We start from the raw sequence: 5910 nt of genomic DNA on the forward strand, positions 1-5910 counted from the left end.
CGGGGCCCTCAGACCTCCACCCCGCGGCGCCCACTCACACACTGACCCGCCCCACGAATCAGTGTCGGTCCCTCATCACCAACCGACACTGACCCGTTCAGCGGGTCAGTGTCGGTTCGGAACGGGAAGCAACAATGACCCGCCCAGGGGGTCAGTGTCGGTTTCTGAACGGGAAGCGACGGTGACCCGCCCAGCGGGTCAGTGTGTGAGGCCCGGCGGAGGGACCCGTGCGGATCCGGCGGAGGGGTTCGATTCAGCCGGTGGAACCCGGATGGCCGCGCAGGAGCGATCTATGGCGCCCCGGCGGAGGGCCGGACGTATGGTCGAGGGGCCGCCCACGGAGCCGGCCCCACAGAGAGGACCAGGTCGTGCCGAAACCACCGCTGCCCGGACCGGTCGAGGATCTGCTCGTCAGACCGAACCACGCGACCATCAGCGCCGTCCGCCCCGACGGCCACCCCGTCTCGGTGCCGACCTGGTATCTCTACGAGAACGGCCGGATCCTCGTCAACATGGATGCTGGGCGCAAGCGGATCGCGTACCTGCGGCACGATCCACGGGTCAGCCTGAGCGCGATGGATCCGGAGGACTGGGCCACGCACGTGAGCGTCCTCGGGCGCGTCGTCGAGTGGGCGGACGACCCCGACCTCGCCGACATCGACCGGATCGCGCGGCACTTCACCGGCCGGCCCTATGGCGTGCGCGGACGTGCACGGGTGAGCGCGTGGATCGAGATCGACCGCTGGCACGCGTGGGGCCGGCTCAAGAACGTCACGTGACCGAGCCTCGGCGCTAGCCTGACGAGATGACGCCGAAGGACGCAGCCGCCACCGAGGAACCCTCCGAGGCCACCGGCTTCCGGACGACGAAGATCCCCAACCGGATCTACGACGCGGAGCTGTACCGCCTCCAGGGCGAGCTGGGGCAGCTCCAGACGTGGATCAAGGAGACCGGTGCCCGCGTCATCGTCGTCTTCGAGGGCCGGGATGCCGCGGGCAAGGGCGGCACGATCAAGCGGATCACCGAGTACCTCTCGCCGCGGGCGGCGCGGATCGCCGCTCTCCCCGCGCCCACCGAGCGCGAGAAGACGCAGTGGTACTTCCAGCGCTACATCGAGCACCTCCCGGCTGCCGGGGAGATGGTCCTGTTCGACCGGAGCTGGTACAACCGGGCCGGGGTGGAGAAGGTCATGGGCTTCTGCACCCCGGAGGAGTACCAGCGCTTCATGCGCCAGTGCCCGATCTTCGAGCAGATGCTCGTCGACGACGGCATCTTCCTGCGCAAGTACTGGTTCTCCGTATCCGACGACGTGCAGCTCGAGCGGTTCCGGAAGCGGCTCCACGATCCGCTGCGCCAGTGGAAGCTCTCGCCGATCGACCTCGAGTCGATCACCCGCTGGGAGGACTTCTCCCGGGCCAAGGACGAGATGATGGTGCATACCGACACGCCGTTCGCACCGTGGCACCACGTGGCATCGGACTCGAAGAAGCAGGCCAGACTCAACATGATCCATCACCTGCTGTCGTCGATCCCCTACGAGGACACGGCTGACGACCGCCCCCAGATCGAGCTGCCCGATCGCCTGCCGAGCACGGGATACCAGCGGCCGCCGATCGCCGTGTCGAAGTACGTCCCTGACTGGGCCTCGACGCTGGTGCCGGACCCCTCCGAGCAGAAGCGACGCTGACACCCGGACGCGGTGGCATGCTGGTCCACGAGATCAGCGTCCAAGGGAGAAGGAGCCGGCGCTGTGACCCATTCGCCCGGTACGTCGTGCGTGGGGATCGTGCCGCTCTTCTCGGGGCTGTCCGCCGAGGAGCAGGACGAGGTCGCCAGACACGCCCGGCCGATCAGCCGGAAGCGCGGGGAGGCCATTCACCGGCCCGGGGACGACGTCTCGCACCTGCTCGTCGTCCACAAGGGTCGGGTGAAGATCAGCCATCTCTCGCCGAGCGGTCACGAGCAGCTGCTGCGCGTCCTCGAGCCGGGCGACTTCATCGGCGAGGCAGCCTTCGTCACCGGGGCAAGGCCGGACGACTGGGCCACGGCGCTGGCGGACGTCGAGCTGTGCAGCTTCGACCACTCCGAGCTCGGCACCCTCGTCGCGCAGTACCCCGACATCGCCGTCCGCATGCTCCACACGGTGACGAGCCGGCTCGATGCGGCGGAGCGGCTCATCGCCGACCTCACCTCCGCCGACGTCGAGGCCCGTCTCGCGGGATACCTCATCGGGCTGCCGACCACGCACTCGGACGGGCAGCTCGTCGTGCACCTGCCGCTGGCCAAGAAGGACATCGCCTCACTCCTCGGCACGACCCCGGAGACGTTGAGCCGCAAGCTCGCTGCCTTCACCGACGCCGGCCTCATCACCGTGCGCGGGAGCGAGGTCGTCATCACGGACCCCGTCGGCCTCGAGGGCGCGGCTGACTCGACGCGGCCTTAGTCAGCCGCCCCGGTCACCCGGCCCGGGTCAGCCCGGATTGCTGCCCCGCCGGCCCTACCTGTGGTTCCCTCTCAGGGACGCGCCGGCCAAGGGCGCCCCGACCGGAAGGCGGTCCATGCTCGCCAGCAGTGTCCTCACCCGTGCCGCCGAGACGTTCGGCCACGCGGCACAGCCGAGCGCGCCCGCCAGCGCTGCACAGTGCGCCACCGGCAACCCCCTGAGCCCGTGAAGGTGACGGTGCCCGGCCGCCGGCTACCGCGGGGAGAGTCCCCGGCTGAGGAGATCGCACGCAGACTCGACCGCCCCATGGGGGCACTCGGGCTGCTGTTCGTGCTCGTCGTGACCGGGCAGCTGGTGGTGACAGCACCGGGGTGGTCGCGAGTGTTCGCGGTCGCCGGGTGGGTGCTGTGGGGGGCCTTCGTCGCCGAGTTCGCCCTCCGGGCCTACATCGCGCGTGACCAGCGTCGGTTCTGGCGGCGGAACTGGTGGCAGCTCGTGTTCCTCGCCGTCCCGTTCCTGCGGTTCGCCCGCGCACTCCGGCTCTTGCGCACCGCCCGGATCGGTGGAGTCGTCTCCGCCACGGTTCGCGGCTCTCGGTCGGCGGGCCGCCTGCTGAGCGGAAGAATCACGTGGCTCGCGGTCATCACGGGGCTCGTCGTCCTGGGCTCGAGCCAGCTCCTCTACGTCACCGGGACGTTCACTGACTACGGCCTGGCGCTGCACGGTGCCGCGCTCGCCACCGCGACGGGGGAGCCCCTGGCCGCCGAGGGCGTGGTCGCGCGAGTCTTCGAGGTCGTGCTGGCGGTGTACTCGGTGGTGGTGTTCGCCACCGTGGCCGGTGCCGTCGGCGCGTTCTTCCTGCAGCGAGGCGAGAGTCCCCAGGGAGCCGGCGTCGTGACGTCCGCCCACCAGTCCGACCCCGAGGCGACGTAGACCTCAACCCGGCCGACCACGCCGGGAACCAGCGCGCGGGCGAGCCCAGCGGCATACGGCACATTGTGCGTGATCCGCGGAGCCGGCAAGGGAAGTGCAGGGCAAACCCTGAGGCGGATCGGGGTCGACCCCAGTGTCGCCTGCCGGCGGCGAGGCGGATGGTGGAGGGGTGATACGCGGGCACCGAGTCCCCAGGGAACCGTCGGCGTGTATCAACCAGTCTCACCGGCGACTCATGCAGTACCGGTCCCGTCCTCCAGAGAGCCTCCACGCATGACCACCCAGACCCTGACGCCCGACCTGCGCCCTGACCTGCGCAGCGATGTGCGCGGCCGCGTCTCCGCCGACCTCGGGCTCCAGCGTCCCACCACCTCGCGCGCGGCCTTCTCGCCGCGCCGGGCGCTGCAGGTCGGGGTCTCCCTCGCCGTGCTCGTCACGCTGCTCGTCCTCGTCCTGCCCTCGGTCACCGGTGCATCGTGGGACTCGACGACGCAGGCGCTCGCCTCCGTCCCCCTGTGGCAGCTCGCCGGGCTCACGGGGCTCTGGCTCATCGGGCTCTGGGCCTATTCCTTCGTCCTCGCGGCCTCGCTCCCCGGGCTCACCAAGGGGCAGGGCTTCATCCTCAACCTCGTCGGCAGCGGCGTCTCGAACCTCGTCCCCCTCGGCGGCGCCGTCGGCGTGGGCGTCACCTGGGCCATGGCCCGGCAGTACGGCTTCACCAACCGCGCCATCGGCCTCTTCACCGCGGTCACCGGCGTGTGGAACGTGCTGGCCCGGCTCGCGCTTCCGGTCGCGGGCCTCGCGGGGCTGCTCGTCGTGGGCGCCCACGTGAGCGGACCCGTCCTCGTCGCCGCCGGCCTCGGCGCCGCGGTGTGCGCACTCGTCGTCGTCCTCCTCGTCGCCGCCCTCGCCCACGACGGCTTCGCCACGCGCCTCATCGCGGGCATCGCGCGAGCCGCCGAATCAGTGGCGCAGCTCGCCGGCCGTTCTGCACCCGAGGGGTTGGCGGCGTCGTTGGCGAGCCAGCGCGCCAGCGCCGTCGAGCTGCTCAAGCGCGGCCGCGGCGGTCTCGTCATCGGGATGCTCGCCTACCTCGTCCTCCAGGGCGTGCTCATGTGGGCCTGCCTCGCAGTGGTGGGCAGCGACCTCGGCTGGGCCGAGGTCACCGCCGCCTACGCGTGCGGGCGGATGCTGACGACGGTCGTCCTCACCCCCGGTGGCACCGGTTTCACCGAGACCGGGACCGCAGCCGTGCTCATCGCGCTCGGCGGCGACCCGGTCGTCTCGGTCGCAGGGGTGCTGCTCTTCAGCTTCTTCACCTTCGCGTGCGAGATCCCCGGGGCGGCCGTCGCCTACCTCTGGCACCTGCGGGCGCAGGCCCGGCGACGCGGCCCGCGGCTCACTGAGATCGCTGCTGGTTGAACCGGAGCATGTTGCCGGACGGGTCGCGAAAGGCGCAGTCTCGCACGCCATAGGGCTGGTCGATCGGCTCCTGGAGCACCTCGCCGCCCGCGGCGCGGATCCGCTCGAACGCGGCGTCGCAGTCGTCGGTCGAGAAGATCACGGCGCGCAGCAGGCCCTTCGCGAGCAGCTCGGCCATCGTCCGCCGGTCCGCATCGGAGGCATTGGGGTCCGCGAGCGGCGGCTCGAGGACGATGGAGACGTCGGGCTGCGACGGCGACCCGACGGTCACCCAGCGCATCCCCTCGAAGGAGACGTCGTTGCGCACCTCGAGGCCGAGGACGTCGCGGTAGAAGGGGAGGGCCTTGTCGTGGTCGTCGACGGCGATGAAACAGGTCGAGAGGGTGATGTCCATGCGCGTCACGCTACGGGCGTGGCGCCGGCTCCGCTTCTCCGTTCCTGACCGGTTGGCGCACCGGACGCGTGTGCATCTTGGCCATGCAGGCCGGGATCGCAGCTCCGTCGGCGTGGTCGCGCGACCGGTATGCGCTCGGGCTCTCGCCGACGAGCTCGGTGAAGCGCGAGCTGAACGAGCCGAGCGAGGTACAGCCGACCGCGAAGCAGACCTCGGTCACCGACAGGTCACCCCGGCGCAGCAGGGCCTTGGCCCGCTCGATCCGGCGCGTCATGAGGTAGCTGTAGGGCGTCTCCCCGAAGGCGGCGCGGAAGCTCCGGGAGAAGTGCCCGGCCGACATGAGGGCCACCCGCGCCAGGGCCGGCACGTCGAGCGGTTCCGCGTAGTCGCGGTCGATCGTGTCCTTGGCCCGGCGGAGCCGGACGAGGTCGTCCAGGTTCACACCCACACCATCCCACAGGGGACCTCAGGTCGTGCCCCGAGGCGTGCAACCTTCCGGCGCAGGTCGTGCGTCTCCCACTCACTGCAACCAGGCAGACAACCCACGGGGAGAAGATGCACACCAGACGTCGCCAGCTCATCCTGATCACCGCCCTCGCCATCGCTGCGCCCATCGCGTCGGCCACATCGGCGACGGCCGGCGCCGGCGAGCCGACCTCCACGCCGCTCGCCACGCCGGTCGTCGCCGCCGCGACGGTCGAGTCCGAGGTGCCCTATG

General features: G+C 70.8%; 7 protein-coding genes. 5 read left to right on the forward strand and 2 right to left on the reverse strand.

The genetic code is table 11. From position 1 onward, the window contains the following. The first annotated feature begins 368 nt into the window (after positions 1–368). From LOY02_RS10375 to LOY02_RS10395, 5 genes are all read left to right on the forward strand, one after another. Positions 369–779 (forward strand): pyridoxamine 5'-phosphate oxidase family protein, encoded by a 411-nt coding sequence (locus LOY02_RS10375; protein ID WP_317182282.1) that lies wholly within the window; start codon positions 369–371, stop codon positions 777–779. A 26-nt stretch (positions 780–805) separates the two neighbouring features. Then, a complete protein-coding gene (ppk2, locus tag LOY02_RS10380; protein WP_317182283.1) occupies positions 806–1687 on the forward strand; it encodes a polyphosphate kinase 2 in 882 nt (293 codons plus the stop codon). Positions 1688–1750: 63 nt separating this feature from the next. After that, positions 1751–2443 carry a Crp/Fnr family transcriptional regulator gene (locus LOY02_RS10385; protein WP_317182284.1) on the forward strand — a complete coding sequence of 231 codons (693 nt, stop codon included), beginning with the start codon at positions 1751–1753 and terminating at the stop codon, positions 2441–2443. Positions 2444–2749: 306 nt separating this feature from the next. Then, on the forward strand, positions 2750–3376 hold the full coding sequence (locus LOY02_RS10390) for a hypothetical protein (RefSeq protein WP_317182285.1): 627 nt from the start codon (positions 2750–2752) through the stop codon (positions 3374–3376). A 273-nt stretch (positions 3377–3649) separates the two neighbouring features. Further along, a complete protein-coding gene (locus LOY02_RS10395; RefSeq protein WP_317182286.1) occupies positions 3650–4798 on the forward strand; it encodes a lysylphosphatidylglycerol synthase domain-containing protein in 1149 nt (382 codons plus the stop codon). Here the strand turns inward: LOY02_RS10395 and LOY02_RS10400 are convergent. Together LOY02_RS10400 and LOY02_RS10405 are read right to left on the reverse strand one after the other, a co-directional pair. After that, a complete protein-coding gene (locus LOY02_RS10400; RefSeq protein ID WP_317182287.1) occupies positions 4776–5192 on the reverse strand; it encodes a VOC family protein in 417 nt (138 codons plus the stop codon). The genes LOY02_RS10395 and LOY02_RS10400 overlap by 23 nt on opposite strands. A gap of 10 nt (positions 5193–5202) precedes the next feature. Beyond that, on the reverse strand, positions 5203–5634 hold the full coding sequence (locus LOY02_RS10405; RefSeq protein ID WP_317182288.1) for a helix-turn-helix transcriptional regulator: 432 nt from the start codon (positions 5632–5634) through the stop codon (positions 5203–5205). Positions 5635–5910 lie beyond the last annotated feature (276 nt).

Source organism: Intrasporangium sp., from assembly GCF_032907665.1.
In the GTDB taxonomy this organism is placed as follows: Bacteria; Actinomycetota; Actinomycetes; order Actinomycetales; family Dermatophilaceae; genus Intrasporangium.